Origin of the sequence: Streptomyces sp. NBC_00443 (genome assembly GCF_036014175.1) — a bacterium.
Classification (GTDB): domain Bacteria; phylum Actinomycetota; class Actinomycetes; order Streptomycetales; family Streptomycetaceae; genus Streptomyces.
Map to the genome: position 1 here is coordinate 5,817,793 of NZ_CP107917.1, position 24,756 is coordinate 5,842,548.

At 70.4% G+C, this 24,756-nt stretch carries 23 protein-coding genes and 1 tRNA gene; 10 read left to right on the top strand and 14 right to left on the bottom strand.

All coding sequences use genetic code 11. The features are described from left to right. Window positions 1–155: 155 nt before the first annotated feature. On the top strand, window positions 156–752 hold the full coding sequence (locus OHO27_RS26415) for a histidine phosphatase family protein (protein WP_328427458.1): 597 nt from the start codon (window positions 156–158) through the stop codon (window positions 750–752). A 26-nt stretch (window positions 753–778) separates the two neighbouring features. Here the strand turns inward: OHO27_RS26415 and OHO27_RS26420 are convergent, their stop codons facing one another. Beyond that, complete coding sequence (locus tag OHO27_RS26420) at window positions 779–2,284, bottom strand: hypothetical protein (RefSeq protein WP_328427459.1); 1,506 nt, start codon at window positions 2,282–2,284, stop codon at window positions 779–781. A 292-nt stretch (window positions 2,285–2,576) separates the two neighbouring features. Between OHO27_RS26420 and OHO27_RS26425 the strand changes: the two genes are divergently transcribed. Continuing rightward, the gene (locus OHO27_RS26425; RefSeq protein WP_328427460.1) at window positions 2,577–3,017 is read left to right on the top strand and encodes a hypothetical protein; all 441 of its coding nucleotides are present in this window, start codon (window positions 2,577–2,579) and stop codon (window positions 3,015–3,017) included. Between the two features lie 46 nt (window positions 3,018–3,063). Continuing rightward, complete coding sequence (locus OHO27_RS26430; RefSeq protein ID WP_328427461.1) at window positions 3,064–3,933, top strand: spermidine synthase; 870 nt, start codon at window positions 3,064–3,066, stop codon at window positions 3,931–3,933. A gap of 22 nt (window positions 3,934–3,955) precedes the next feature. On the opposite strand, the gene OHO27_RS26435 is transcribed toward OHO27_RS26430, so the two are convergent. Further along, window positions 3,956–4,477: a hypothetical protein gene (locus OHO27_RS26435; protein WP_328427462.1), complete on the bottom strand. Its 522-nt coding sequence runs from the start codon at window positions 4,475–4,477 to the stop codon at window positions 3,956–3,958. Window positions 4,478–4,616: 139 nt separating this feature from the next. On the opposite strand from OHO27_RS26435, the gene OHO27_RS26440 reads away from it, so the two are divergent. From OHO27_RS26440 to OHO27_RS26450, 3 genes are all read left to right on the top strand, one after another. After that, the gene (locus OHO27_RS26440) at window positions 4,617–5,306 is read left to right on the top strand and encodes a response regulator transcription factor (RefSeq protein ID WP_328427463.1); all 690 of its coding nucleotides are present in this window, start codon (window positions 4,617–4,619) and stop codon (window positions 5,304–5,306) included. Next, entirely contained in the window at window positions 5,303–6,706 is a 1,404-nt protein-coding gene (locus OHO27_RS26445) for a sensor histidine kinase (RefSeq protein ID WP_328427464.1), read from the top strand. Before OHO27_RS26440 ends, OHO27_RS26445 begins: the two co-directional genes overlap by 4 nt. Before the next feature lie 107 nt (window positions 6,707–6,813). Continuing rightward, window positions 6,814–8,280 (top strand): glycoside hydrolase family 18 protein, encoded by a 1,467-nt coding sequence (locus tag OHO27_RS26450; protein ID WP_328427465.1) that lies wholly within the window; start codon window positions 6,814–6,816, stop codon window positions 8,278–8,280. A 77-nt stretch (window positions 8,281–8,357) separates the two neighbouring features. Here OHO27_RS26450 and OHO27_RS26455 read toward each other — a convergent pair whose 3' ends face one another. The 4 genes from OHO27_RS26455 to OHO27_RS26470 form a co-directional block, all read right to left on the bottom strand. After that, complete coding sequence (locus OHO27_RS26455; RefSeq protein WP_443059718.1) at window positions 8,358–9,776, bottom strand: GH1 family beta-glucosidase; 1,419 nt, start codon at window positions 9,774–9,776, stop codon at window positions 8,358–8,360. A gap of 161 nt (window positions 9,777–9,937) precedes the next feature. After that, window positions 9,938–10,840 (bottom strand): carbohydrate ABC transporter permease, encoded by a 903-nt coding sequence (locus OHO27_RS26460; protein ID WP_328427467.1) that lies wholly within the window; start codon window positions 10,838–10,840, stop codon window positions 9,938–9,940. Then, window positions 10,837–11,865: a carbohydrate ABC transporter permease gene (locus OHO27_RS26465; protein WP_328427468.1), complete on the bottom strand. Its 1,029-nt coding sequence runs from the start codon at window positions 11,863–11,865 to the stop codon at window positions 10,837–10,839. The genes OHO27_RS26460 and OHO27_RS26465 overlap by 4 nt, the downstream gene beginning before the upstream one ends. After that, window positions 11,862–13,187 carry an ABC transporter substrate-binding protein gene (locus OHO27_RS26470; RefSeq protein WP_328427469.1) on the bottom strand — a complete coding sequence of 442 codons (1,326 nt, stop codon included), beginning with the start codon at window positions 13,185–13,187 and terminating at the stop codon, window positions 11,862–11,864. The genes OHO27_RS26465 and OHO27_RS26470 overlap by 4 nt, the downstream gene beginning before the upstream one ends. Window positions 13,188–13,526: 339 nt before the next feature. Here OHO27_RS26470 and OHO27_RS26475 point away from each other — a divergent pair, with 339 nt between their 5' ends. Then, window positions 13,527–14,582, top strand: a complete 1,056-nt coding sequence (locus OHO27_RS26475) for a LacI family DNA-binding transcriptional regulator (RefSeq protein WP_328427470.1) — start codon at window positions 13,527–13,529, stop codon at window positions 14,580–14,582. A gap of 76 nt (window positions 14,583–14,658) precedes the next feature. Here the strand turns inward: OHO27_RS26475 and OHO27_RS26480 are convergent, their stop codons facing one another. The 5 genes from OHO27_RS26480 to OHO27_RS26500 form a co-directional block, all read right to left on the bottom strand. Beyond that, a complete protein-coding gene (locus OHO27_RS26480; RefSeq protein WP_328430558.1) occupies window positions 14,659–15,159 on the bottom strand; it encodes a GNAT family N-acetyltransferase in 501 nt (166 codons plus the stop codon). A 130-nt stretch (window positions 15,160–15,289) separates the two neighbouring features. Beyond that, a tRNA-His gene (locus OHO27_RS26485) sits at window positions 15,290–15,362 on the bottom strand. 127 nt (window positions 15,363–15,489) lie between these two features. Further along, window positions 15,490–16,092: an oligoribonuclease gene (gene orn / locus OHO27_RS26490; RefSeq protein ID WP_328427471.1), complete on the bottom strand. Its 603-nt coding sequence runs from the start codon at window positions 16,090–16,092 to the stop codon at window positions 15,490–15,492. Between the two features lie 153 nt (window positions 16,093–16,245). Next, window positions 16,246–17,484, bottom strand: coding sequence for a helix-turn-helix domain-containing protein (locus OHO27_RS26495; protein ID WP_328427472.1), 1,239 nt, complete (start codon window positions 17,482–17,484; stop codon window positions 16,246–16,248). A 377-nt stretch (window positions 17,485–17,861) separates the two neighbouring features. After that, on the bottom strand, window positions 17,862–18,179 hold the full coding sequence (locus tag OHO27_RS26500) for a hypothetical protein (protein ID WP_328427473.1): 318 nt from the start codon (window positions 18,177–18,179) through the stop codon (window positions 17,862–17,864). Between the two features lie 351 nt (window positions 18,180–18,530). Between OHO27_RS26500 and OHO27_RS26505 the strand changes: the two genes are divergently transcribed. Both OHO27_RS26505 and OHO27_RS26510 read left to right on the top strand, forming a co-directional pair. Next, window positions 18,531–19,058, top strand: coding sequence for a universal stress protein (locus tag OHO27_RS26505; protein WP_328427474.1), 528 nt, complete (start codon window positions 18,531–18,533; stop codon window positions 19,056–19,058). A gap of 150 nt (window positions 19,059–19,208) precedes the next feature. Beyond that, window positions 19,209–19,775: a GPR1/FUN34/YaaH family transporter gene (locus OHO27_RS26510; protein WP_328427475.1), complete on the top strand. Its 567-nt coding sequence runs from the start codon at window positions 19,209–19,211 to the stop codon at window positions 19,773–19,775. A 169-nt stretch (window positions 19,776–19,944) separates the two neighbouring features. Here OHO27_RS26510 and glmS read toward each other — a convergent pair whose 3' ends face one another. Further along, window positions 19,945–21,762, bottom strand: a complete 1,818-nt coding sequence (gene glmS / locus OHO27_RS26515; protein WP_328427476.1) for a glutamine--fructose-6-phosphate transaminase (isomerizing) — start codon at window positions 21,760–21,762, stop codon at window positions 19,945–19,947. A 14-nt stretch (window positions 21,763–21,776) separates the two neighbouring features. Next, window positions 21,777–22,034 (bottom strand): hypothetical protein, encoded by a 258-nt coding sequence (locus tag OHO27_RS26520; RefSeq protein WP_328427477.1) that lies wholly within the window; start codon window positions 22,032–22,034, stop codon window positions 21,777–21,779. 208 nt (window positions 22,035–22,242) lie between these two features. Between OHO27_RS26520 and OHO27_RS26525 the strand changes: the two genes are divergently transcribed. Next, window positions 22,243–23,817: a purple acid phosphatase family protein gene (locus tag OHO27_RS26525; protein ID WP_328427478.1), complete on the top strand. Its 1,575-nt coding sequence runs from the start codon at window positions 22,243–22,245 to the stop codon at window positions 23,815–23,817. Between the two features lie 43 nt (window positions 23,818–23,860). On the opposite strand, the gene OHO27_RS26530 is transcribed toward OHO27_RS26525, so the two are convergent. Continuing rightward, on the bottom strand, window positions 23,861–24,745 hold the full coding sequence (locus tag OHO27_RS26530; RefSeq protein WP_328427479.1) for a DUF4429 domain-containing protein: 885 nt from the start codon (window positions 24,743–24,745) through the stop codon (window positions 23,861–23,863). Window positions 24,746–24,756: the final 11 nt, after the last annotated feature.

Sequence of the window (24,756 nt, forward strand, 5' to 3'; positions counted from 1 at the left end):
GTTGACCGGTCGTACCACTTTACGGTGTATGCGTGAGCCCCCTTCAGGCGCCCCGGCCCTCAAGACGCAGAGATCGCCCACCGGGTTGCCCCGGCACAGCGTGCGCGATGATGGATGGGTTCCGCTTCTCGTTTCTCCCGGGAAAGGCCCCGTTCATGGCACCGCGCATCCTGCTCGCCCGGCACGGACAGACGGCGTGGTCCCTGTCCGGCAAGCACACGGGCAGGACCGACGTGCCGCTCCTGGAGGAGGGCCGCCAGGGCGCGAAGCTGCTCGGCGAACGCCTGCACGGGGCGCCGTACGACGGGCTGGCGGGGGTCGAGATCCGCACCAGCCCGCTGTCACGCGCGCGGGAGACGTGCGAACTCGCGGGCTTCGGGGAACGCGCGCGTGCCTGGGACACCCTCCAGGAGTGGGACTACGGCGCCTACGAGGGCATGACACCGGCGGACATCCAGGCCATCCGCCCCGGCTGGCTCATCTGGCGCGACGGAGTGCCCGAGGGCGAGACCCTGTCCGAGGTGACGGCCCGGGCCGACGAGGTGGTGGCATGGGCGCGCGAGGAGGACCGTGACGTGCTGGTCTTCGCGCACGGGCACATCCTGCGGTCCATAGGCGCGCGCTGGCTGGGCCTGCCGCTCGACTTCGCGGCCCGGATACGGCTCAACCCGACGTCGCTTTCAGTACTCGGGTGGGCTTACGGGGAGCCGGCGATCGAGAGCTGGAACGACTTGGGGCATCTCGCCGGATAGCGCGCTCCCGGCGGTGTGGCCCGCGATCACGCCGTGCGCGGCGCGCTCGCGTGGCGTTCCAGAAACGCCGACACCCCACGCGCCCTGCGGTGCGGCAGCAGCACCCGCGCCGTTCCCGCCAGCATCGTCTGCACGCGCGACGACTGCACCTGGTCCAAGAGGTCCAGGACGCGCATCCCGGCCGTCGCGGCCTCATCGGGACGGCCGCCGCGGGCCAGGTCGTCCGCGAGTTCCGCCGTGTAGAGGGCGATGTTGCGCGTGAAGTGCGGGTCCTGGAGCTGGGCCGCCCGCCCCGCGTGCCGCGCGGCCCGCTGCCAGTTGCCCAGCATCGACCAGCACTGCGCCTCCAGGATCTCCAGCTCGGCCTCTCCGTAGAAGCTCATCCACTCGGGGTCGGCGTCCGAGCGGCCCCGGTCGTAGAGGGCCTGCGCGCGGACGAGGGCCTGTTCGCAGCCTGTGCGGTCGGCGAGCCCCGCCCAGCCGCCGGCCTCGCGCAGCGCCAGCAGCGACATCAGGCGCGAGGAGCCCAGGGGCCGCGCGACGCGTTGCGCGGCCTGCGCCGCCCGCACGGCCTCCCTCGGCCGGCCCGCGTCCCGCGCGAGGAACGAGGTGTTGCAGAAGGCGTGCGCCTCCAGCGCCGCGTCGCCCGCCATCCGGGCGGTGGCCAACGCCTCCGCGTAGTGCGAGCGCGCGTCGTCGAACCGCCCCGAGTCGTGCGCCAGCCACCCCACCGAGATGGCCAGTTCACCGGCGCCCGAGTGGAGCCGCTCGCCGGTCGCCTGCCGGGTCGTACCGGCGTCGAGCAGTTCGTACGCGGCACGCAGCGGAGCGGCCGCGCGTCGGTAGAGGCCGTCGGCCCCGTGCCGGTCGTCGAGCAACCGGATGCGGCGTACGGCCTCCTCCAGCGCGTCCGCCTCGCGGCCCCCGACACGTCTGACGGGGCGTTCCGCGGCCGCGGCGTCGATGGGGAGCCCCAGGGGGCCCAGCGAGGCGGCGGCCATCGTGGCGCTCCCGCCGGTCATGAATGCGCGACGCAGCACGTCGCTCTCCTCGTGGATCTCGTCGTTCTCGTGGTTCTGCTGTGCTCCGTATGCGGCGTACGCGGCGTACGGGTCCTGCGGGTCCTGCGGGTTCAGCGAGTCCTTCTGGTCATACGGCTCGTGGGCCCCCCACGTCTCACCCGTGGCGCACACCGGGCTCGTGATGTGCACGAGGGGCGCGTCCTCGTCGACGAGCGCCCGGCGTCCGCGTACGGACGAGCGGGGCGCGAAGCCGAGGTCGGTGAGCGTGCGGCCGGGGAACATATGCAGGAACACCCGCTCGTATGCGTAGTTGGGGCAGCGGATCTCGCCTGCCTCGACCCGCCCGACGTAACGCGCGTCACAGCTGACCCGCTCGCCGATCTCGCGCGCGGCCCGTCGTACCGCCGCGGCGAACTCGGCCGGCGAGCGCTGTCCGCGCAACTGCCGGAACGCGAAATTCGGCCGTGGCGGCCTGGGGGACTGGGACGAGGTCAGCTCTGACGACGCCATGGCCGGGTCCTCTCGTGCGAACCGTCGAACCATGCCGGAATCGAGGCGAGTTGAACGGAATTTCCGTACCGGGTATCTGTGCCGAATATCCGTGTGGTGCCCTTGCTTCCAGCGGGCATGAACGTACCTGCTGTAGCGGAGCCACCACGCAGTGTTTAGCTACAAAACGGATATCTCATGCAGGATCTGCCATGAACTGCCATCCTTTGCGGCGGACTTCCGCCGTAGCCGTTGACGCCGTGCCGCGTTGAACTCTTCGGACTGCAAAAGGGGTTCCGTGGTGGAGGTCGGGATGGAGACCAGCCAGAGCATCGCTCCGCATACGCCGTCGACGACGGTGGGGCACGCGCCGACCGCACAGTGCAGCGAGCCGCCGGAGGCGGGCTGCGACGTTGTCACGGTTCCGGCGCGGCAGGGCCTGGAGGCGGTCGACATCCTGCGGCGGGGCGCGACCGGGGAAGCCGTGGGCCCGGTCCTGCACGACGACGACTGCGACACGCTGGGCTTCGTGGTCCCGCCGGGCACAGCGGCCGCCTGGGACGTGCCCGGCAGCACCTGTACGGAGACCGACGGCCGCGGGATGAGCCTGAACCTGAACCCCGAGCCGCCCGTCGAGGGCTCGGACTGGCTCCTGCCGCCCGGGGACGCCGACCTGGCGACGGATCCCGCGGTGCTGCGGAAGGCGCTGGGGGAGGCCGCGCGGTTGATCGAGGCGGCCGACAACTGCAGCTGACGCCGCTGCCCGGGCGGCACCGCCGCCCACTTGCGACAATGACCCCATGAGGAAGCCCAGGAAAGCCCGGCGCCGGTCGGCCGCAGCCGATGCCGTCGTCGAACAGGTCGACGGAGGGATCGCCGAGCTGATACCCGACCCGGACCGCGCCCGGGCCTGGACGCTCCTCATCGACGGCGCTCCGCAGTCGCACGTCGATCTCGACGACCCCGCCCACCTCTCCTTCGCGTACCAGCGCCGCTTCGGGCACGTCATCGACCTCGTGGCCCCACCCGGCAAACCCGTGCAGGCCGTGCACCTCGGCGGCGGGGCCCTCACGCTCGCCCGCTATGTCGCCGCCACCCGCCCCCGCTCCACCCAGCAGGTCGTCGAGCGGGACGGAGCTCTCGTCCAACTGGTCAGGCGGGAGCTGCCGTTGGACCCGAACGCGCGGATCCGGGTGCGGTCGGCGGACGCCCGGGACGGGCTCGCCAAGGTGCCCGACGGATGGGCCGACCTCGTCATCGCCGACGTGTTCAGCGGGGCCCGCACCCCCGCCCACCTGACCTCGACGGAGTTCCTCGACGACGTACGCAGGGTCCTCGGACCCGGCGGCGTCTACACCGCCAACCTCGCCGACGGGCCGCCGCTCGCGCATCTGCGCGGCCAGATCGCCACCGCCGCCGCCCGGTTCGCCGAGTGCGCGCTGGTCGCCGACCCGACGGTGCTGCGGGGCAAACGCTTCGGCAACGCGGTTCTCGTCGCCGCAGACCGGCCCCTCCCGATCGCCGAACTGACCCGCCTCGCCGCCTCCGACCCGCACCCGGGCCGGGTCGAACACGGCAGGTCCCTCACCGACTTCACCGGCGGCGCCGCAGCCGTCACCGACGCGGCGGCGGTCGCCTCACCGGCGCCGCCGGCCTCCGTCTTCAGGTGATTCGGCGCCGGCGCAGGGGCGGTCAGTACGTTCCGATCTCCACCCGCGGCGGCCCGTCGTGCCAGGTGCAGAACACCGACACCCGGTCCGCGCCGGAGCCGAACTCGACCCGGATCCACGTCTCCGTCTTCCACACCTGCATCGACCAGCCCGCACCCGGGGTGGCCGAGACGAGGGTCGCGGAGGTCTCGCCGATGTCGAAGACCGCGCGGCCGCCGTCCGTGTCGTAGCTCTTGACCTGGCCGGACGTGGTGGGGGAGGGGCCGCTGCTCTTCGGCGGTGTCTTCGACGGGGCCGGCGTGCGAGGCGTCCCGGTCGGCTTCGGCGAGGGACTGGAGGGAGTCTTCGAGGGGGTCGGCCGGTTCGTGGACGACGCCAGCGGCTTCGACTCCTGGGTCGTCCCGTCCGCCGCCGTGATGGGCAGGGCGCGCGGCCGGTCGTACACCGTGCCGGCCATCACCGTGTGGACGCCCCACCACGACAGCGTGACCGCCGCGCCCGTGGCGAGCGACCAAGCCAGTACGTGTACGAGTCCTCTGCGCATCGCGGGCCATACTGCCTCACGCGTCCCGGACGTGTCGCGCGGTTGCCACACGGGCGCCCCTGGACGCCGAGTTGTCCACAGGGGGCGAGTTGTCCACAGGCCCGGACCGGGCTCGGCCGCATGGCGTACGGTGCGGCGCATGGCAAGTGTGCTCGTGGTCGAGGACGACCAGTTCGTACGCTCGGCGCTGATCCGGCACCTGACCGACGCCACCCACACGGTGCGCAGCGTCGGCACGGCACTGGAGGCGCTGCGCGAGGTCGCCCATTTCCGTTTCGACGTGGTCATCCTGGACCTCGGTCTGCCTGATCTGGACGGCTCCGAGGCCCTGAAGATGCTGCGCGGCATCACGGACGTACCTGTGATCATCGCCACCGCCCGGGACGACGAAGCGGAGATCGTCCGGCTGCTGAACGCGGGCGCGGACGACTATCTGACCAAGCCGTTCTCGGTGGAGCACCTGTCGGCCCGGATGTCCGCGGTCCTGCGCCGGGCCCGGGCGAGCGGCGGCGAGGCGGCCCCCTCCAGCGTGCTGCGGGTAGGCGGCCTGACCGTCGACCCGCTGCGCCGCCAGGCCGAGTTGGACGGCGCGAGCCTCGACCTCACCCGCCGCGAGTTCGACCTGCTCGCCTTCCTGGCCGGACGGCCCGGGGTGGTCGTCCCGCGCAAGGAACTGCTCGCCGAGGTGTGGCAGCAGTCGTACGGCGACGACCAGACCATCGACGTCCATCTGTCCTGGCTGCGCCGCAAACTGGGCGAAACAGCCGCCAGCCCGCGCTATCTGCACACCCTGCGGGGCGTCGGCGTGAAGCTGGAGCCGCCGCGATGAGATGGGCACTGGTCAAGGTCTGCCTGGCGGTCACCGTCATGGTCGTGGTCGCCTTCGCCGTCCCGCTCGGCCTGGTCATCAGGGAGATGGCCCGCGACCGCGCCTTCTCCAACGCCGAGCGCGAGGCCGCCGCCGTCGCCCCGGCGCTGTCCATCACCACCGACCGGGACCAGCTGGAGCGGGTCGTCGCCTCGGCCGGGTCGGACGCGGGCATGGCCGTGCACATACCGGCCTCCGGCGACGCGCCCGCCGTCGACCTCGGCCGGCAGCGCGCCGCCGCCGCCGACATCGCGACCGTACGACGGCTGGGCCGCGCCTCGACCACCGAGGTCCCGGGCGGGTCCACGCTGCTCCAGCCGGTCGCGCTGAGCACCGGAGAGATCGCCGTAGTCGAGGTGTACGTCCCCGAGGCGGAGGTCACCAACGGCCTCACCACGGCCTGGGCGGTGCTCGCCGGGGTCGGCCTCGCCCTGATCGTCGGGTCGGTCGCGGTCGCCGACCGGCTCGGCGTACGGATGGTGCGGCCCGCGCAGCGCCTGGTCGAGGGCGCGCACGAGCTGGGGGAGGGGAAGCTGGGTGCCCGGGTGCCCGAGGAAGGGCCGAACGAACTGCGGCTGGCGGCCGTCGCGTTCAACTCGATGGCCGACCAGGTCGTACAACTCCTCGCGAACGAGCGTGAGCTGGCGGCCGACCTGTCCCATCGCCTGCGGACGCCGCTGACGGTGCTGCGGCTGAACGCGGCCTCGCTCGGGGACGGTCCGGCCGCCGAGCAGACCAGGGCCGCCGTCGCCCAGCTGGAGCGCGAGGTCGACACGATCATCCGTACGGCCCGGGAGGCCAAGCCGCAGACGGTGGCGGCGGGTCCGGGCGCCGGGTGCGACGCGGCCGAGGTGGTGCGCGAGCGCATGACGTTCTGGTCGGCGCTGGCGGAGGACGAGGGCCGCAAGGTGCGGGTGGCCGGCGTGGACCGGCCGGTGCGGATACCCGTGGCCCGCGCTGATCTGGCGGCCGCGCTGGACGCCCTGCTCGGCAACGTCTTCCGGCATACCGCCGAGGGCACGGCGTTCGCGGTCGACGTGCACAACGGCGAGGACGCGGTGATCGTGCTCGTCTCGGACGCCGGACCCGGCATATCCGACCCCGAGGCGGCGATGGCGCGCGGGCGCGGCTCGGGCAGCGCCGGGTCGACCGGGCTCGGGCTGGACATCGTGCGACAGCTCGCGGAGTCGACGGGCGGGGACATACGGATCGGCTCGTCGGTGCTCGGCGGGACCGAGGTGCGGATCTGGATCCAGCTGGACGCGCGGGCGCCGGTGCGCAGGGGGCACCGGGGTTCGGTTCGCCGTCGCCGGCCGGGCAGATTGGTCTCGACCTTTAACCGCCCCCGATCCCTTCCTTAAGCGCACCCTAAGGTCCGCAACCCCCGCCCGGATCAGGCGCTTTGCCCGATTCGAGAGCGCTAGCGTGCTGCCGCACCCCCACCCCGAACAGCAAAGGCAGACACGCGATGAGTACGCACCGGCGCAAGTTCAGCGGCAGGAACAAGGCGATCGGCGGTCTCGTCGCCGCGGCCGTGGTCGGCGGCGCCGCGGTCGTGTTCACCGGCACCGCTCAGGCCGCCGGGATCGGAGCGGCGTACACGAAGACCAGTGACTGGTCGACGGGTTACACCGCGCAGTACGTCGTCACGAACAACAGCGGGCAGGCGCAGCAGGACTGGAAGCTGGAGTTCGACCTGCCGTCGGGCTCGAAGCTGAGCTCGCTGTGGAACGCCGAGTCGAGCGTGAGCGGTCAGCACGTCACCGCCACGCCGCCGAAGTGGGACAAGGACGGCCTGGCCGCCGGTGAGTCGGTGACGGTCGGCTTCGTCGTCAACGGCACGGGCGCCCCGGCGGGCTGTCTGATCGACGACGCGAAGTGTTCCGCGGACGACAGCGCGACACCCGAGCCGAGCGGCCGCCCTACGGCCACCGGATCCGCCTCGCCGAAGCCGACGGCCAACCCCACCCAGAGCGCGCCGCCCACCCAGTCCGCGACCCCCACCGCCAAGCCCTCGCAGACCCCCGGCTCCGGAACGGCCGCCACCGCCGGCTTCGCCCCGTACATCGACACCTCGCTCTACCCGGCCTTCGACATGGTCGCGAGCGCCGAGGCGACCGGTGTGAAGGACTACAACCTCGCCTTCGTCACCGACGGCGGCGGCTGCACCCCGAAGTGGGGCGGCGTCACCGACCTCGGCGGCGACGCGGTGGCCGCGCAGATCGGTGACCTGCGCGCCAAGGGCGGCGACGTCCGCGTCTCCTTCGGCGGCGCGGCCGGCAGCGAACTGGCGACGACCTGCTCCTCGGCGGACGCGCTGGCGGCGGCGTACGAGAAGGTCGTGAGCGCGTACAAGCTGACCAAGGTCGACTTCGACGTCGAGGGCGGCGCCCTGCCGGACAAGGCGGCCAACACCCGTCGCGCCCAGGCGATAGCCAAGCTCCAGGCGGACCACCCCGACCTGGACGTCTCCTTCACCCTCCCCGTCATGCCCGAGGGCCTGACCCAGCCCGGCGTCGACCTCCTCGCCGACGCCGAGAAGAACGGCGTGCAGATCGACACCGTCAACATCATGGCGATGGACTACGGTCCCGCGTACAGCGGCGACATGGGCACCTACGCCGAGCAGGCGGCCACCGCCACCCAGGCCCAGGTCAAGAGCGTGCTCGGCCTCTCCGACAGCGCCGCCTGGAAGACGGTCGCCGTCACCCCGATGATCGGCGTCAACGACGTCGTCACCGAGATCTTCAAGGTCGACGACGCCACCCAGCTGGTGAACTTCGCCAAGTCCAAGGGCCTCGGCTGGCTGTCGATGTGGTCCGCGACCCGCGACAAGCAGTGCGCGGGAGGCGAGAAGCCGGCGGCGGACGCGACGTGCAGCTCGATCCTCCAGGAGAAGTTCGCGTTCTCGAAGGCGTTCGCGGCCTACAACTGACCCACCACGCAGGTCCATTGAGCCCACGGGGGCACGCCCCGGCCGGTCTTCCCCCCACCCGGCCGGGGCACATCCGTCTAGATCTCCGGTTCCACCGCCGGCAACGTCCCCGTCCGAGCAGCCTCGCCGTACCAGTACGCACTGGACTTCGGCGTCCGGGCGAGCGTCGAGTAGTCGACGTACACCGCCCCGAACCGCTTGCTGTAGCCGTACGCCCACTCGAAGTTGTCCATCAGGGACCACAGGTAGTAGCCGCGGACGTCGGCGCCGTCGGCGATCGCGCGGCGGACCGCGGAGAGGTGGCCGTGGAGGTAGGCGATGCGCTCGGGGTCGTGGACGCGGCCGTCGGGGTCGGGCTTGTCGTCGTAGGCCGCGCCGTTCTCGGTGATGTAGAGGGGCAGGCCCGGCGCCTCCCGGGAGTAACGCATGATCAGCTCGTGCAGGCCGGTCGGGTCGATGGTCCAGCCCATCTCCGTGCGGTCACCGGGAGTCTGGTGGAACAGCACGTCGTCCGCGCCCGGCCACGGCGAGTGCTCGCTCGCCCCGTGACCGTCCGCCCGTGGGCCGCTGAGGTCCGTCTCGGCCGCCGACACCAGCGCCGGGGTGTAGTAGTTCAGGCCCAGGGCGTCCAGCGGCTGGTTGATGGCCGCGAGGTCGCCGTCCAGGACGTACGACCAGTCCGTCAGCAGCTCCGTCGCCGCGTAAAGCGTCTCGGGGTAGACGCCGTGCAGGATCGGGCCGTGGAAGATCCCGTTGGCCAGGTCCTCGATCTTCCGGGCCGCCACCAGGTCCGCCGGATCCTGCGAAAGCGGCCGGACCACGGAGGAGTTGAGGCTGAGCGCCACCGAGTTGCGGGCCGGCATCACCGAACGCAGGGCCGAGGTGCCCAGGCCGTGCGCGAGGTTGAGGTGGTGGGCCGCCCGCAGCGTGGCCGCCGGTTCCGTCCGGCCCGGCGCGTGCACGCCCGACCCGTAGCCCAGGAACGCGCTGCACCACGGCTCGTTCAGCGTGATCCACTGCTCCACGCGGTCGCCGAGCGCCTCGCCGACGATCTGCGCGTACTCGGCGAACCGGTACGCCGTGTCGCGCTCCGGCCAGCCGCCCGCGTCCTCCAGCTCCTGCGGCAGGTCCCAGTGATAGAGGGTGACGGCAGGCTTGATGCCGTGCGCGAGCAGCTCGTCCACCAGCCGGCGGTAGAAGTCCAGGCCCCGCTGGACCGCCGGGCCCCGGCCGGTGGGCTGCACGCGCGACCAGGAGATCGAGAAGCGGTACGCGGTGAGGCCGAGCTCGGCCATCAGCGCCACGTCGTCGCGGTAGCGGTGGTAGTGGTCGACAGCGATGTCACCGTGCTCGCCGCCGGCGGTGCGCCCCGGCGTATGGCTGAAGGTGTCCCAGATCGACGGGGTACGGCCGTCCTCCCGCACCGCCCCCTCGATCTGGTACGCGGACGTCGCGGCGCCCCAGAGGAAGGCGGGCGGAAACGACACGGAGGTCATGGGCTCAGGCATGGAAGCGCTCCCATTGGGGGTCGTGGAGACCGACGGGTAGGAGGGGAGTAAGAGAGGAGTAGGAGGGGAGGGGGATCAGGGGGAAGAGGGGCCGAGGCGGCAATGACCCGGCCCCGAGCGGCGTACCGGAAGAGCGGTATGGCCGGGCGTCAGCCCTTGATCGCGCCCTGCATGATGCCGCCCACGATCTGCTTGCCGAACAGCAGGAAGGCGATCAGCAGCGGCAGCGTGCCGAGCAGCGCGCCCGCCATGATCACCGCCTGGTCGGGGACGTAGCCGGTGCCGAGGGCGTTGAGGGCGACCTGCACGGTCGGGTTCTCCTGGTTCAGGGCGATGATCGGCCACAGGAAGTCGTTCCAGGCGAACACGAAGGTCAGCAGGCCGAGGACGGCCATCGCGGGCCGCGCGGCCGGGAACACCACGTGCCAGACGACCCGCAGACTGCTCGCGCCGTCCACCCGCGCCGCCTCGATCAGCTCGCTCGGCAGCGCCTGCACCAGGTACTGCCGCATGAAGAACGTACCGAAGGCCGTGCACAGCGTCGGCAGGATGACCGTCTGGAGCTGGTTCGACCAGCCGAGGTCCGCCATCCACAGATACAGCGGTACGACCGCCAGCTGCGGCGGGATCATCATCGTGCCGATGGTCAGCAGCAGCAGGACGCCGGAGAACCGGAAGCGGAGCTTGGCGAAGGCGAAGCCGGCCAGCGTGGCGAACAGCACCGTGCTGATGGTGATGGTGCCCGCGACGAACATGGTGTTGAACATCGCCTTTCCGAGCCCGGCCTCCTCCCACGCCCGGTCCATGTTCTTGAACAGGTTCCCGCCGAACCACAGCGGCGGAGGCGTCTCCGCGAGCCGCCGGTCCGTGCGCGAGGCCGCGATCGCCGTCCACACCAGCGGGGCCAGCGAGACGAGTGCGAAGACGGCCAGGACGACGTAGGTGAGCGGGCCGGCGTGCAGCTGCTTGCCCGCGCCCATCACCCGGGGGCGCCGGGGCTGTCGTACCTTCTGCGTCACTGTCTGAGGAGTCGTCAGTTCACTTGTTGTCATTGGGACTTCCTCAGCCGTCGGGACACCAGCAGTTGGATCACGGCGACGATCAGCAGGATCAGGAACATCGACCAGGCGATCGCGGACGCCTTGCCGAGGTTGCCGATGATCCAGCCCTGGTCGTACATGTACAGACCGAGCGTCTGGTACTGGTGCTCGGAGCCGCCCTTCGAGCCGCTCACCCCGCCGAACAGCAGGGGCTCACCGAAGAGCTGGGTCGCGCCGATCGTCGAGACGACGACCGTGAACAGGATCGTCGGCCGCAGCTGCGGGATCGTCACATGGATGAATTGCTGCCAGCGGTTGGCGCCGTCGATGGCCGCCGACTCGTACAGGTCGGCCGGGATCGCCTGCATGGCGGCGAGATAGATCAGCGCGTTGTAACCGGTCCAGCGCCAGATGACGATCGAAGACACCGCGAACTGTGAACCCCAGTCGGACTCACGCCAGTTGACCGGGTCGATGCCGACGAACTCCAGCAGCCAGTTGATCATGCCGCCGTCCCACGAGTACAGCAGCACGAACACCAGCGTCGCCGCGGCCACCGAGGTGGCGTACGGAGTGAGCATCACGACCCGCCACACGGTCGAGCCGCGCAGCTTGTAGTTCAGCAGGTGGGCCAGGCCTATCGCCATCAGCAGCTGGGGCACCGTGGAGATCACGCCGATGGTGAAGGTGTTCCACAGTGCGTTCCAGAAGAAGTCCGAGGACAGCAGGTTCTGGTAGTTGTCCAGGCCCGCCCAGGTCTGGCCGTCCAGGTTCGCCAGCTGCACGTTGTGCAGCGAGTACCAGGCCGTATACAGGAGCGGGATCAGCGAGAACGCCCCGAAGACGATGAAGAAGGGGGCGATGAACGCGTACGGCGACGCCTTCATGTCCCAGCGGTACAGCCGGCTCCGCCAGGAAGTGCTCCCCGGCGGCGGAGTACCGCGACCGTGCGCGCGGCCGGCCGCGCCCGGCTGGTCACCGGGCGCGGCGTCGGCGCTCGACGCGGAGTGCGCGAGTGCCTCTTTGGAGCTGGTCACTGGCCGAGCACGTCCTTGATCTCCTCCGACGCGGCGTCCCAGCCCTCGTCAGGGCTCTTGCCCTTCTGCTCGACCTGGAGGATGCCGATGTCGGTCAGCGCGGTGTTGATCGCCTGGTCCTTGATGCCGAAGTACTGGGACGGGATGGTCTCGGCGGAGGCCGAGAAGATCTCCGTGATCGGCGCGTTGGAGAAGTACTCCGTGGTGGCGGCCGCCGGCTTCAGGGTCGAGTACGCCGACGGGGTGGACGGGAAGCTGGCCTGCTTGGCGAAGACCTTCGCCTGCTGCTCGGGCGCGGTCAGCCACTTCGCCAGTGCGACGGCCTCCTTCTGGTGCTTGCTCGACGTCGGTACGCCGATGAACGAACCACCCCAGTTGGCCGCGGTCGGCGCCGCCGCCACGTCCCACTTGCCCTTGCCCGCGTCACCGGACTTCTCCAGGATGTAGCCGATCATCCAGGCCGGGCAGGCCACCGTGGCGAAGGTGCCATTCGCGTAGCCCTGGTCCCACGGCTTGTCGAACTGCTTCAGCTTCGCCGACATATCGCTGGTCGCCACGTCCATGGCGACGTCCCAGGCCTGCTTGACGCCCTCGGACTTGTCCCAGACGACGGTGCCGTCGTTCTCGTAGTAGCGCTTGGGTCCGCCTCCGAGGGCCGCGTTGTAGACCGAGGAGGCCGAGTCCACGAACTTGGTGCCCTTCGGCGCCTTCTTCATGTACTCCTTGCCGACCTCGACGTACTTGCCCCAGTCGCCCTTCCACTGCTCGGCGAGCTTGGTGCGGTCGGTCTCCAGACCGGCCTTCTCGAAGAGGTCCTTGCGGTAGCAGATCGCCATGGGCCCGATGTCCGTCCCGAGCCCGATCAGCTTGCCGTCCTTGGTGGTGGCCTGGGCGTTCTTCCAGTCCAGCCACTGGGACTTGTCGACCTCCTTGCCGAGGTCGACGAACTTGGCGGCCTGTGTCTCCACGGCCTCGGTGATGTTCATGACCTCGATCGCCTGGATGTCGTCGGCACCGGCGCCGGCCTGGAGCCGGGTGAGGACCTTGGGCCAGTAGACGTCGGTACGGGTGGTGACGTTCTCCTTGATGGTGATGTCGGGGTTCTGCTTCATGTACTCGTCGTAGAGGCCGGCCTGCTTGTAGCCGAAGGTGCCGAAGGTGCCCACAGTGAGCGTGGTCTTGCCACCCCCGCCATTGCCTCCGCCTTCGCCCGAAGAGCCGTCGTCCGAGTCCTCGGCGCAGCCGGCGAGCAGCCCTGTCGTCAGCGCGGCTGCGACCGCGAGGGCCATCACCCGGCGGGACCCGCGGGTACTCGTGCGCATTGCGTCCTCCTGTTGCCTGACGTGCCGACCCCCCGGCCAACTGCACTGTTGGGCCCGTTCATTGTTCTCGCTGCGGCTCGGGCGGGGAACGTGCGGGATGTGTATGTGTCAGGTACCGTGGGAGCGCTCCCACATGTGATGTGTTGAAGGGTCGTCGGTCCGGGCGGGGGTGTCAAGGGAGCGGACGCGGAGTTCTGCGTTCAGTTATCGGGCCGTTAACTGGACCAAGTTGAGCCCGTCCGGGGCCCGGGGGTGCCGGCCCCCGGCAACGGTCACTCTCCCTGGCAGGACTGTTAAATTCCAGGCCGGCGCAAAGACAACGGCGGGAAGGCGGAGCCCATGGCAACCCACGGAGCGCGGGGCCGGAGCGGCGGTCGGCCCACCCTCGAAGAGGTGGCGGCCCGTGCGGGGGTCGGCCGGGGCACCGTCTCCCGGGTGATCAACGGCTCGCCCCGGGTCAGCGACGCGACCCGCGCGGCGGTGGAAGCCGCGGTGGCGGAGCTCGGCTACGTTCCCAACACCGCGGCCCGCGCCCTGGCCGCGAACCGCACGGACGCGATCGCCCTGGTCGTGCCCGAGCCGGAGACCCGCTTCTTCGCGGAACCGTACTTCTCGGACATGCTGAAGGGCGTAGGCGCCGAACTCGCCGACACCGAGATGCAGTTGCTGCTGATCTTCGCGGGCAGCGACAAGGAGCGGCGCCGCCTGGCCCAGTACCTGGCGGCACACCGCGTCGACGGCGTCCTGCTTGTCTCGGTGCACGCGGACGACCCCCTGCCGGACCTGCTGGCCCAGCTGGAGATCCCGGCCGTGATCAGCGGCCCGCGCTCGGCCGCCGAGACCCTGACGTCGGTGGACTCGGACAACTACGGCGGTGCCCGCTCGGCCGTCGAGCACCTCATGGCTCACGGCCGCCGCCGAATCGCCCACATCACCGGCCGCCCGGACGTCTACGGCGCCCAGCGCCGCGTCGACGGCTACCGCGACGCCCTGCGTGACGCGGGGGCCGGTGTGGACGAGCGGCTGATCGAGCCGGGGGACTTCACGGAGGAGGGCGGCCGGCGCGCGATGGAGGCCCTTCTCGCGCGCTGCCCCGACCTGGACGCGGTCTTCGCGGCCTCGGACGTGACGGCGGCGGGCGCCCGCCAGGCCCTTCGCGAGGTGGGCCGCCGCATCCCCGACGACGTCGCCCTCGTCGGCTACGACGACTCCGCCATCGCCCGCCACATGGAACCGCCCCTCACCAGCGTCCGTCAGCCCATCGAGGAGATGGGCCGCCGCATGATCGACCTCCTCCTCACCGAGATCGCGGACCGCCGCCCGGCGGTGTCACGGGGGTTGGAGAGGAGGCAGGTGGTGCTGGCCACGGAACTGGTGGCGCGGGCGTCGTCGTAGCGGGCGGTTCGGGGTGTGCGGTGATGCCACGGGTGCGGCGTGGTCAGAGCGTGGTGGGGTCACGGGCGTGGTGACGTCAGGGGCGTAGCACCCGTCGCCATCTGGTCTCGCCGTCCTGCTCCTCGTCCGTCGGGAGCAGCCCTGCAGCCCGGGCCACGGCGGCGGAGGCGAGGTGGTCGGGGTGGATGTGGGCCACGACCGTGCGGACGGGAGTGGCGGCGGCATGTGCGGAACGCACGGCAGCCCGTTGCCGCAGCCACGCCACCAGCCCTTGCGCCGCCTCGCGCGCGTACCCGCGTCCCTGCCACCGGGTGCCCACCACCCAGGCGATCTCCGCGGTCGTCTCGCTGATCGTGGCCTGGACCGTGCCGATGAGACGGGAGTCGGTGCGCAGCCGCAGGACCCAGTTGCACCAGCTGACGGACGGGTCCGGGGAGCCGGCGACCAGGCGTTCGTACCGGGTTCGCAGGGCTTCGGGTGAGAGGGGCGAGCCGCCGATGAAGGTGTGCAGTGCCGGGTCGGACAGGGCCGGGGCCAGTTCAGCCGCGTGGTCGGCCCGGAGGGGGAGGAGGTCCATGCGGGGCGTGCGGATCGGTTCGGTCAGCACGGGGTCCTCTCAACTCGCCTCGGCGTGCCGGGTCCTGTCGGTGCCGCAGAACGCGATCAGCCGGTGACCTCTGTGTCGAGGTCACCGGCTGACTGCTCAGGGTGAGTGACGGGACTCGAACCCGCGGCATCCTGGACCACAACCAGGTGCTCTACCAGCTGAGCTACACCCACCATGACCGGCGATGTCTTCCGTGGAATCCCCGACCGGCCGAGAAAAAGTGTACAGGGTCCGAAGGGGTGCTCGCGCACAGCTTTTCGCGGCGGCCCCGAGCGCCCCCCTCGCACCCCTCCCGGATACCTACTGAGCTGGCAGAACGTGCTTCGCGGCGATCGACTTCGCGGTGTCCGAGTCCGGGCCGGGCTGCGGTACGAAGACGGCCTCGCGGTAGTAGCGGAGTTCGGCGATCGACTCGCGGATGTCGGCGAGGGCGCGGTGGTTGCCGTTCTTCTCGGGGCTGTTGAAGTAGGCGCGCGGGTACCAGCGCCGGGCCAGCTCCTTGACCGACGAGACGTCGACGATCCGGTAGTGGAGGTAGTCCTCCAGCGTCGGCATGTCGCGCAGCAGGAAGCCGCGGTCCGTGCCGACGGAGTTGCCGCACAGCGGGGCCTTGCCGGGCTCCTTCACGTGCTCGCGTACATACGTCAGGACCTGCTCCTCGGCGTCCGCCAGCGTCGTGCCGCCGGCGAGTTCGTCGAGCAGCCCGGACGCGGTGTGCATCTGACGCACCACCTCCGGCATCGTCTCCAGCGCCGCGTCCGGCGGACGGATGACGATGTCCACGCCCTCGCCGAGGACGTTCAGCTCGGAGTCGGTGACGAGGGCGGCAACCTCGATGAGCGCGTCGTCGGACAGCGAGAGGCCGGTCATCTCGCAGTCGATCCACACCATGCGATCGTTCATGCGACCACCCTAAGGCTGACGTCCGCTTTTGGGATGCCCGGTGTCGCAGGCGGCGCACCAGGGGGCTGCCGCCCCCTGGACCCCGGCTTCGGCCTGAACGGCCTCGTCCTCAAACGCCGGACGGGCTGAGTACGCCCGCCCGGCGTCACGAGGTCATGACCCGCTGCGCTGCCCCGGCAGGCTCGCCCTGCTTGCCGCGTAGGCCTCGCGGCCGTTGTCCGACGGCACGGACAGGGCGGCGGGCCCCAGAGGGCTCGGTGTGCGGCGGGTCTGGGGCGGGACCGGGCCGCCCTCCGAGTACGGGCTGGGCGGGGGGCCCGAGGGCGCCGCGCCCGGGCCGACCGTGGGCTCCGCGTCCGTCGGCCGCTCACCCTGCGGGCGGCGCGCACGGTACGCCGCCCGGTACGCGGCCGGCGACGAGCCGAGCTGGCGGCGGAAGTGGCCGCGCAGCGCCACCGGGGAGCGGAAGCCGCAGCGGCCCGCCACCTCGTCCACCGAGTAGTCCGACGTCTCCAGCAGCCGCTGCGCCTGCAGCACCCGCTGGGTGATCAGCCACTGCAGCGGGGCGCTCCCGGTGAGGGAGCGGAAGCGGCGGTCGAAGGTGCGGCGGCTCATGTACGCGCGTGCCGCCAGCGTCTCGACGTCGAACTGCTCGTGCAGGTGCTCCAGCGCCCAGGCGACGACCTCGGCCAGCGGGTCGGCGCCGATCTCCTCTGGTAAAGATCGATCGAGGTAGCGCTCCTGACCGCCGGCCCGGCGCGGCGGGACCACCAGGCGGCGGGCCAGAGCCCCGGCCGCCTCGTTGCCGTGGTCCGTCCGCACGATGTGGAGGCAGAGGTCGATGCCGGCCGCCGTGCCCGCCGACGTCAGTACGTCGCCGTCGTCCACGAAGAGTTCTCGCGGATCCACGTGCACCGACGGATAGCGCTTGGCCAGCGTCGGTGCGTACATCCAGTGTGTCGTCGCGGGGCGGCCGTCCAGCAGGCCCGCCGCGGCGAGGACGAAGGCGCCGGTGCACAGCCCGACTATGCGGGCGCCCTCCTCGTGCGCTCGACGCAGTGCGTCGAGCGCATCCTCGGGCGGTGGCGAAGTGATCGAGCGCCAGGCCGGTACTACGACCGTGCCCGCCCTCGAGATCGCCTCCAGGCCATGTGGTGCGGTGAGTTCCAGGCCCCCTGTGGTCCGCAGTGGGCCTTCCTCGCCGCCGCACACAAGCAAGCGGTAGCGCGGTACGCCGGCGTCCTGGCGGTCTATCCCGAACACCGACAGCGGTATGGAACTCTCGAAGATGGGGCCGCCGCTGAACAGCAGCACCGCGACGATCTCCTTGCGGCGTCGCCCGGAAAGCTTCCGGGCCGCGGCTTCCGGCGCGGCAGTGGAGTCGTGGCTCATACTGCTAAGCCCCCCTCGGTGGTCGCGGCTCCTCGGTTGTGTCGCTCCTGCACGTTTCCCCTCGGTCCTGCACGAGTCCCCCGCCGTAGACAGTCAAGATCGAATCTACTGTGTCGCGTCACGCCTGAGTGGCCGGTTCGGCACTCGGTAGATTGTCGACTTGGCAACTTGGCGTGAAGCATTCGATCACGAAGCGTTGCACTCACAGGCCGTGCAGGGAAGTGCGCCTTGTCGCAGTGGCCAATCCACGTAGGGTGCGCAGGGCCCCTGAGGCCCTTTCCGTGCAGGTGGAACGGGGGTTGGGGGGTGTCCTGGGCAGGGGATGCATGCGCGCCAGAAGTTGGCTGAAAAGCAGCGTGCCCGTGCGCGGAAACCGGTCAACCGACCGGTGTATTTCCCCCAGTGTGACGTCCGCCTCTATGTGCCCCTGTTCCGGTCCGGTGATGACGTCCGCGGCGCCGGGGCGTCGGGCCGAACTGTTCCCCGGCCTTCAGGCGGGCCGCGCCGCGTTCCGACTGGCGCAGCAGCAGGCGGCACGCGGCCGTCACGGCGGCCAGGCCGAAGGCGGTGCCGGCGGCGCCCGCGAGCGAGGTGCCGTACCAGAGGAGCACCACGGGGACGAGGACGCAGCTGAAGGCCGCCCAGCGGACCACGTCGGTGACGTTGTCCTCGGTGGGTGTGCGGGGTGCGGACATTGGGTGCGTGCTCCCTGGGCTCCCTGGGCGGTGGCTCGTGGTGATCAACGCATGTTCGAGCGGTCGGTCACTGGTACACGGCCGCCATGACGGCTCACGCAGGTGAACCCTGTGCAAACCGCCTGTACACCGCAGCAACCATTGCGTGACGGGCGCCCCCTCGTGCATGCTCCCTGGAACCCGCAACGACCGAGAGCGGGGATCTGGGCTAAGGAGGCGTGCCGCCGTACCCTTGGGGTATGGGGTTGGGAAGACCATTCCCGGACACAGCTCAGCCGCACACTGCTGGATCCGTCAGCGAGCTCCGCTCTCGCGGGCCCACCCATAAAGGATCAATACGCCGAGACAGCCATGGCCGGTCACGAATTCTTCGAACCCGCGGACCGCAAGCGGCCCGTCGCCGACCCCACGGCGGCCGAGCCCCTGGCGGCGGAACAGTCACGCCATTCCTGCGACCCCGCTTTCAAGCACGGCGTCGTCGTCGGCTTCGACGGCTCCACCTCCAGTGAGCGCGCCCTGGCGTACGCCATCGGCATGGCTCATCGCTCCGGTTCGGGCCTGATCATCGTCCACGTCGCCAACCGGCTGCCCACCACGGTGTGGGCGGGCTGCGAGCCGCCGGTCTTCGTCGACGTGCCGGACCACCGCACCGAGGTGCTCGGCCTCGAACTCGCCTGCGCTGAGTATCTCGCCGAGGTGCCCTGGATCCTCGTCGAGCGCGGCGGGGACATCTGCCACGAACTCGAAGAGGTCGGGCGGGAGTACGAGGCGGACGCGATCGTCGTCGGTTCCACGCACGGCATCGTCGGGCGGATCTTCGGCTCCGTCGCGGGGCGGCTCGCCAAGCGGGCCAAGCGGCCCGTCGTTGTCATTCCGTAACTCGCCGTTGTCCCAGGTGAGATGAGCCGTTCGGGACGCCGCTCCCCTTCTTGCAATGCGTGAACTTACTCGCGCGTAGAGGTGTTTGTGCCTTTGTGAAGGGCATATATCGCTCACTGCACAACTGCACATGCATGAAGGGAGCCCGCCGTGGACAACGACGTCTCTGCGGGAAGCGGAATAACCACCGTGGTCGGCCGACTCGCCCTCGGTGTCACCCTGTTGGCCTTCGGGCTGGGGTACGCCGATGTGATCGACGGCGTGTCAGCTGCTGACGCCGTATCAATCGCCCAGTACGTGGGCGGCATTGCCCTCTTCGTCGCCGGCCTGATGGCCCTGCGCGACCATGACCCCGCGAACGGGACCGCGTTCGTGGCGCTCGGTGCCCTGTGGTTCACGTGGGCCGTCTCGGCCGACAACCAGGTGTCCGCCAACGCGGCCGGGTTGTTCCTGCTGCTGTTCGCCCTCGTGGCCCTGACGCTGACCCTCGCGGGGGGCGACCAGCTCGGTCAGGCCGCGTACGGGTTGTTCTTCGTGTCCCTGCTGCTCATGGCCATCGCCGGCTTCGCCGACAACGACGGTCTCACCAAGGTGGGCGGCTGGTTCGCCGTCGCCGCGGGTGCGGTGGCCTGGTACGCCGCGACTGCGGCTCTCGCGCACTGGCCGACCGCACTTCCGCGACGCGCTGCGGGCCGGGGGGTGACGGCCACCGGTTAGCTGCGCCGGCTGGGGGGTTGGGCGGCTCCCCGGCGAAATGACGGACCCCCCGTTAGTGGTGGCATCACGGGGGGTTCGTCGCTGTTTCGTTGGCCTGTGCGGGTGCGTGGGGGCTGGTCGCGCAGTTCCCCGCGCCCCTAAAAGCCAAAAGCCAAAAGCCAAAAAGCCTCTACTCGACCGTTACCGACTTTGCGAGGTTGCGCGGCTTGTCGATGTCCCTGCCCAGGGTCAGGGCCGTGTGGTAGGCGAGGAGTTGGAGGGGGATCCCCATCAGGATGGGGTCCAGTTCGTCCTCGTTCTTGGGGACGACGATCGTCTGGTCGGCCTTTTCCTGTGGCTGGTGGGCCACTGCGAGGATCTTGCCGCTGCGGGCCTTGATCTCCTCCATGGCGGCGCGGTTCTTCTCCAGGAGGTCGTCGTCGGGGACGATCGCGACCGTGGGGAGGGCCGGCTCGATCAGGGCCAGCGGGCCGTGCTTGAGCTCGGAGGCCGGGTAGGCCTCGGCGTGGATGTAGGAGACCTCCTTGAGCTTGAGGGAGGCCTCGCGGGCGACCGGGTAGCCGCGGACGCGGCCGATGAAGAGCATCGAGCGGGCCTCGGCGTACTGCTGGGCCAGCTTCTCGATCTCGCCCTCCTGCTCCATGATCTCGGCGATCTGGGCCGGCAGCTTGCGCAGGCCCTCGATGATGCGCTTGCCGTCGCGGACCGAGAGGTCGCGGGTGCGGCCCAGGTGCAACGCCAGCAGGGCGAAAGCGACCGTCGTGTTCGTGAAGCACTTCGTCGAGACCACGCAGACCTCGGGGCCGGCGTGCACGTAGATGCCGCCGTCGGCCTCGCGGGCGATCGCGGAGCCGACCACGTTCACGATGCCCAGGACCCGCGCGCCCTTGCGCTTCAGCTCCTGGACGGCGGCGAGGACGTCGTACGTCTCACCGGACTGGGAGACCGCGATGTACAGGGTGTCGGGGTCGACGACCGCGTTGCGGTAGCGGAACTCCGACGCCGGCTCGGCGTCCGCGGGGATGCGGGCCAGCTCCTCGATCATCTGGCCGCCGATCATGCCGGCGTGGTACGAGGTGCCGCAGCCGAGGATCTTCACGCGGCGGATCTTGCGGGCCTCGCGGGCGTCCAGGTTGAGGCCGCCGAGGTGCACGGTGGAGAAGCGGTCGTCGATGCGGCCGCGCAGGACGCGGTCCACGGCCTCGGCCTGCTCGTGGATCTCCTTGTGCATGTACGTGTCGTGGCCGCCCATGTCGTAGGAGGCGGCCTCCCACTCGACGGTCGTGGGCTCGGCCGTCGTACGGGTGCCCTCCGTCGTGTACGTGCGGAAGTCGTCGGCCTTGAGGGTGGCCATCTCGCCGTCGTCCAGCGTCACTATCTGCCGGGTGTGGGCGACCAGGGCCGCGATGTCCGAGGCTACGAACATCTCCTTCTCGCCGATGCCGAGGACGACCGGGGAGCCGTTGCGGGCGACGACGATGCGGTCCGGGAAGTCGGCGTGCAGGACCGCGATGCCGTACGTGCCCTCGATGAGGCGCAGCGTCTCGCGGACCTTGTCCTCCAGCTTCTCCGCCTGCGAGCGGGAGATGAGGTGGACGAGGACCTCGGTGTCGGTCTCGGAGAGGAACTCGACGCCGTCCGCCTCCAGCTTGCGGCGCAGGTCGGAGGCGTTGTCGATGATGCCGTTGTGGACGACGGCGACCTTGCCCTCGGCGTCCAGGTGCGGGTGGGCGTTCAGGTCGGAGGGGGCGCCGTGGGTGGCCCAGCGGGTGTGGGCGATGCCGGTCGTGCCCTTGAAGCGCGCCGGGACCTTGGCCTCCAGGTCGCGCACCCGGCCCTTGGCCTTGACCATCTTCAGGGCGGGTGCCTTCGGGGAGGAGACGACCACGCCGGCCGAGTCGTAGCCGCGGTACTCCAGACGCTGCAGGCCCTCCAGCAGCAGGGGCGCCACGTCACGCTTCCCGATGTATCCGACGATTCCGCACATATATGTAGGTATCCCTAGCCGTAGACGATGCGGCGCAGCTGGCGGAGTGTGAGCTCCGGTGGTGCCACCGCCCGGTATTTCAGGTCCGCCTCGATCCGTTCGAAGATCTCCGCGTTCACCAGGCCCTGGGCCTGGAGCTCGCGGTGGCGGCGACGGACGACCTCCTCGGTCGTCTCGTCGAAGTAGGCGAGCACGTCCTGGATCACCCGCAGAGCCTCGCCCCGGCTGAGGGGCGTGCTGCGGGTCAGGTGATCAACAAGGTCGTCGTGCACTCGGTAGATCCTGGGGTACGGGGGAGCGCTTCGCAAGAATCCTGCCCGATTTCGGGCAGCTGCCTGGTAATGGGCTGGCAATCGTCTGTTGAAACTCCTTGGAAGAACATTGAGGGTCTCATGGAAGCCTGTTCCGGAGCCGTCCATACGGCGGTCCGTATCCCGTTGCCTGAGGGGACGAGTTTCGGACGCCATGGACATTCCTCGCATGGGAGTACCCCAGCAGCTGGCCGAGCGCATGAGCACGGCCGAGCAGCACGAGTACCTGCGCGCCAAGTTCTCGCGGCGCACGATGATCAGAGGCGGCGCCGTCACGCTGGGCGCCGTCGCGGGTGGCGCGTTCGCTCCCGGCGCCACCGCACAGGCCACCGCACAGGCCGCCGTGCCGACGCAGACGGCCCCGCGCACCGAGACCGTCGACGGCGCCCTCGTCGCCCCCTTCGGCCGCCACCTCGCCTACGGCAACGACGCGCGCACCGAGATGACCGTCTCGTGGCAGGTCCCGGTCGCCGTGAAGAAGCCGTTCGTCCGGATCGGCGCCCACCCCTGGGACCTCTCCCGCAAGATCGAGGCCGAGGTCCGCACCCTCTACACCCCGGCCGGCGTCGGGGCGAGTGCCGACCACACGCAGTACTACGTCCACGCCAGGCTCAGCCACCTGCGCCCGGGCCGCACGTACTACTACGGCGTCGGCCACCAGGGCTTCGACCCCGCCGAGTCGCACCTGCTCGGCACGCTCGGCACCTTCACCACCGCGCCCTCGCACAAGGAGCCGTTCACCTTCACGGCCTTCGGCGACCAGGGCGTCAGCTACCACGGCCTCGCCAACGACAGCCTGCTCCTCGGCCAGAACCCGGCGTTCCATCTGCACGCCGGTGACATCGCGTACGCCGACCCGGCCGGCCAGGGCAAGCCGGCCGACACCGGCTTCGACTCGCGGGTGTGGGACCAGTTCCTGGCCCAGACCGAGTCCGTCGCCAAGTCGGTGCCGTGGATGGTCAGTTACGGCAACCACGACATGGAGGCCTGGTACTCGCCCAACGGCTACGGCGGCGAGGAGGCCCGCTTCACGCTCCCCGACAACGGGCCGGACCGGAAGAACCTGCCGGGCGTCTACTCCTTCGTCCACGGCAACACCGCGGTCATCTCGCTTGACCCGAACGACGTGTCGTACGAGATCCCCGCCAATCTCGGCATCTCCGGCGGCACGCAGACCAAGTGGTTCGAGGCGCAGCTGAAGAAGTTCCGGGCGGCCCACGACATCGACTTCGTCGTCGTGTTCTTCCATCACTGCGCGTACTGCACCTCCACCGCGCACGCCTCGGAGGGGGGTGTGCGCCAGGAGTGGGTGCCGCTGTTCGAGAAGTACCAGGTGGACCTGGTCATCAACGGCCACAACCACCAGTACGAGCGCACGGACGTGATCAAGGGCGACAAGGTCACGAAGAAGCTGGAGATCGGCGGCACGGCGTACCCCGAGACCGAGGGCGTGGTGTACGTGACCGCGGGTGCGGCGGGCCGCAGTCTGTACGCGTTCAGCGCTCCGGACTCCTACGAGGGGCACGAGAACGAGGTCGACTCCGTGGCCTCCTTCGTCAACCTCAAGGACGGCAAGCAGAACGAGACGGTCGCCTGGTCGCGGGTGCGCTACCTCAACTACTCGTTCCTGCGCGTGGACGTCCAGCCCGCCTCGCGGGGCCGTTACGCCACCCTGAAGGTGCAGGGCATCGCCGAGACCGGTGACCGGATCGACCACTTCACGGTGGCCCGCCGGGCCAAGTAGCCCCGAGCGGTGCCCGGCAAGTCCGCTACATCCGCTACATCCGCTACATCCGCTTGAGAACCGCCTGTTTGGCCAAGGTGAACTCCTCGTCCGTCAGCACGCCCGTGCGATGGAGCTCGCCGAGTTCGCGCAGGCGGCGCAGGAGGGCGTCGTGGTCGTCCTCGGCGGCCGCGACCGGAGGAGAAGGCAGCTCCGGTCGCGCGTCCGGCACGTCCGTGCCGGTGGCCCTGGCCGGATGCGGGAGGCGGGCCTGGACGGCCGCCGCGACCAGGGCCATCAGCGGGTCCTTCTTGAAGCCCCACAGCTCCACCGAGTTCGGGTCGTACTTGGGCGGTGCCTTGGTGGGCGCGTTCCTGACGGTGAAGCGGAGGTGGCCGTTCTCCAGGCCCGCCGCCGGATGCCACTCCACGGCCGCGATGTCGGTGACCGTGAGGGAGCGGCTGCCGGCGGCGGCCTTGGCGTCCTCCGTCTTCCAGTTCCACTCCAGGCGGATGCTCTCGCCGTCGAAGGTCGCGGTGCCGTCCCCGGCGGAGACCGACAGAGGCACCGAGGGGCCCGGCAGCAGGTACGCGTCGACCGGTTCGGCCGGGACCTGGTCGAGCAGCAGCGCGTTGCGCACCTCGTCCACGAAGTACTCGGCGACGCCGTAACGGTCGGACTCGACGATCAGCTGATACGGGTCGTTGGGCTCGGTGAGCCGGCCGCCGGTGGCGTGCAGCAGCGGGTCGGCGCCGTCGCGCAGCCGCAGTCGCAGCCGCCCGGCCTTCTTGCCCTGTTCGAAGGAAACCCCCGCCAACGCGCCCAGGGGGAGCACCAGTTCACCCAGCGTCTTGCGGAACAGGCTGACGTTCTTGTCCCGTCCGGGAGTCAGCCGCAGTGCATCGCCGTCGAAGACCCACGTGCCGTCCTTCTGGATGATTTCCGCCATGGGGTGGATTG

Bases quoted from the DNA above. Each gene is read 5' to 3' on its own strand.
- OHO27_RS26470 (WP_328427469.1), bottom strand. From the start codon at position 13,187: ATGCGCACGAGTACCCGCGGGTCCCGCCGGGTGATGGCCCTCGCGGTC.
- OHO27_RS26445 (WP_328427464.1), top strand. From the start codon at position 5,303: ATGAGATGGGCACTGGTCAAGGTCTGCCTGGCGGTCACCGTCATGGTC.
- OHO27_RS26500 (WP_328427473.1), bottom strand. From the start codon at position 18,179: ATGTCCGCACCCCGCACACCCACCGAGGACAACGTCACCGACGTGGTC.
- OHO27_RS26435 (WP_328427462.1), bottom strand. From the start codon at position 4,477: ATGCGCAGAGGACTCGTACACGTACTGGCTTGGTCGCTCGCCACGGGC.
- OHO27_RS26460 (WP_328427467.1), bottom strand. From the start codon at position 10,840: ATGACAACAAGTGAACTGACGACTCCTCAGACAGTGACGCAGAAGGTA.
- OHO27_RS26415 (WP_328427458.1), top strand. From the start codon at position 156: ATGGCACCGCGCATCCTGCTCGCCCGGCACGGACAGACGGCGTGGTCC.
- OHO27_RS26480 (WP_328430558.1), bottom strand. From the start codon at position 15,159: ATGGACCTCCTCCCCCTCCGGGCCGACCACGCGGCTGAACTGGCCCCG.
- glmS (WP_328427476.1), bottom strand. From the start codon at position 21,762: ATGTGCGGAATCGTCGGATACATCGGGAAGCGTGACGTGGCGCCCCTG.
- OHO27_RS26495 (WP_328427472.1), bottom strand. From the start codon at position 17,484: ATGAGCCACGACTCCACTGCCGCGCCGGAAGCCGCGGCCCGGAAGCTT.
- OHO27_RS26505 (WP_328427474.1), top strand. From the start codon at position 18,531: ATGGCCGGTCACGAATTCTTCGAACCCGCGGACCGCAAGCGGCCCGTC.
- OHO27_RS26525 (WP_328427478.1), top strand. From the start codon at position 22,243: ATGGGAGTACCCCAGCAGCTGGCCGAGCGCATGAGCACGGCCGAGCAG.
- OHO27_RS26420 (WP_328427459.1), bottom strand. From the start codon at position 2,284: ATGGCGTCGTCAGAGCTGACCTCGTCCCAGTCCCCCAGGCCGCCACGG.
- orn (WP_328427471.1), bottom strand. From the start codon at position 16,092: ATGAACGATCGCATGGTGTGGATCGACTGCGAGATGACCGGCCTCTCG.
- OHO27_RS26425 (WP_328427460.1), top strand. From the start codon at position 2,577: ATGGAGACCAGCCAGAGCATCGCTCCGCATACGCCGTCGACGACGGTG.
- OHO27_RS26455 (WP_443059718.1), bottom strand. From the start codon at position 9,776: ATGACCTCCGTGTCGTTTCCGCCCGCCTTCCTCTGGGGCGCCGCGACG.
- OHO27_RS26440 (WP_328427463.1), top strand. From the start codon at position 4,617: ATGGCAAGTGTGCTCGTGGTCGAGGACGACCAGTTCGTACGCTCGGCG.
- OHO27_RS26475 (WP_328427470.1), top strand. From the start codon at position 13,527: ATGGCAACCCACGGAGCGCGGGGCCGGAGCGGCGGTCGGCCCACCCTC.
- OHO27_RS26430 (WP_328427461.1), top strand. From the start codon at position 3,064: ATGAGGAAGCCCAGGAAAGCCCGGCGCCGGTCGGCCGCAGCCGATGCC.
- OHO27_RS26450 (WP_328427465.1), top strand. From the start codon at position 6,814: ATGAGTACGCACCGGCGCAAGTTCAGCGGCAGGAACAAGGCGATCGGC.
- OHO27_RS26530 (WP_328427479.1), bottom strand. From the start codon at position 24,745: ATGGCGGAAATCATCCAGAAGGACGGCACGTGGGTCTTCGACGGCGAT.